Genomic DNA, 1,422 nt, shown 5'->3' with positions numbered 1-1,422 from the left:
TGAACTAGCCCCCAAAAGTTGGACGGTTTAAGAATGATTTAAATTTAAGGAAAGAGCTCGGTATTGTACCGGGCTTTTTCCGTTTAAGCTTGATTTTATTCTTTGGTGGTTATAATAATGGATGTATTGTTTTATTTCTTTTTTGAGTTCTTGAATGGACTGGTATTTTTTGAGGTAGAACAATTCGGACTTTAGTGTTCCGAAGAAGTTTTCAATGACAGCATTGTCTAGGCAGTTTCCCTTTCTGGACATACTGATCCTGATTCCCTTTTCATGGAGCAGGTGTTGGTATTGTGGGTTTTGATAGTGCCAGCCTTGATCGGAGTGGATCAGCAGATCTGGTATTTTTTGTCGGTTCGCAGTTGCTTTTTTGACCATGTCCAGAACAGGTTGGAGAGCGGGTCTGTCGGCCAGGGTAAAAGAAACAATCTCACGGTTGTACAGATCCATCATGGGAGAGAGATAGAGTTTCTTGTCATGGACTTTGAATTCGGTGATGTCGGTCACCCACTTTTGTTCAGGCCGGGAAGCTTTAAAGTCTCTGTTGAGATGGTTTTCTGCTATTCTGCCCTGCTCTCCCCGGTAAGAGACATATTTTTTAACCCGGATAACACTCTTTAATCCCAGTTCCCGCATCAAAGCGTAGACGGTCTTGTGATTGATCCTATAGCCCCTGTTCTGGAGTTCTTCCCTGATTCTTCGGTAGCCGTACCGTCCTTTGTTCCGTTTATAAATATCCCGGATCTCCAATTTGATCGTCTCGTACTTATCCTTTTTCCGGAGTTGTTTGAGATGGTAATAAAAGGTGCTCCGTGCCATCCCAGCATGCTTGAGCAGACTAGTCAATGCATGCTGTTGCCTTAATTCTTGGATGATTTGCGTTTTTCTACTTTCTCTTTTTCGGATTGAATCAAGGCTTGAAGCTTTTTTAGGTAGGCATTTTCAGCTCTCAGATCTGCCAGCTCTTCCAGAAGCTGTTCTTCTCGGGTGAGTGGGCGTTTGGGTTTCCTGGGCATAACAATCGATCTTCCTTTATGTAATGCCCTCAACCCTTCTGGTCCTTGGGAATCGTAGATTCGAACCCAATTCCATAGCGTGGTTACACTAGGAACCTTAAAGCGTAGACAGGCTTGAGGTAAAGATAAAGATTCAGACTTTATTGTTTTAACAACCTTCAATCTAAAGTTTGCCGAATATCTGTTTGAAATAGGCATCAGACCCTCTTCTCCAAACTTTCGGTAAAAGGAAACCCAATGTCCAACTAAGGAATGGCGGATGTTTTCTTTTTTGCCGATACTTTTCAAAGAATGTCTACCCTGAATAACTTCTTGGACTATCCGAAGCTTGAATTCGAAATTGTGTTTTTTGTTTTTTCGCATAAAAATGCCCCCAATAAGTGTCTAACTTTTTGGGGGCACATCA

2 protein-coding genes are annotated in these 1,422 nt (G+C 42.2%); both read right to left on the bottom strand.

All coding sequences use genetic code 11. The features are described 5' to 3' along the window. Window positions 1–27: 27 nt before the first annotated feature. Complete coding sequence (locus tag O0V13_RS21395; RefSeq protein WP_268037054.1) at window positions 28–873, bottom strand: IS3 family transposase; 846 nt, start codon at window positions 871–873, stop codon at window positions 28–30. Beyond that, window positions 861–1,379, bottom strand: a complete 519-nt coding sequence (locus O0V13_RS21390) for a helix-turn-helix domain-containing protein (protein WP_268037053.1) — start codon at window positions 1,377–1,379, stop codon at window positions 861–863. Before O0V13_RS21390 ends, O0V13_RS21395 begins: the two co-directional genes overlap by 13 nt. Between the last annotated feature and the right edge of the window lie 43 nt (window positions 1,380–1,422).

Source organism: Algoriphagus sp. PAP.12, assembly GCF_026652115.1.
Taxonomy (GTDB): domain Bacteria; phylum Bacteroidota; class Bacteroidia; order Cytophagales; family Cyclobacteriaceae; genus Algoriphagus.
This window is presented reverse-complemented; position numbering and strand designations above follow the sequence as displayed.

Excerpts from the sequence above, each read along its gene's own strand:
- O0V13_RS21390 (WP_268037053.1), bottom strand. The coding sequence starts at position 1,379 with ATGCGAAAAAACAAAAAACACAATTTCGAATTCAAGCTTCGGATAGTC.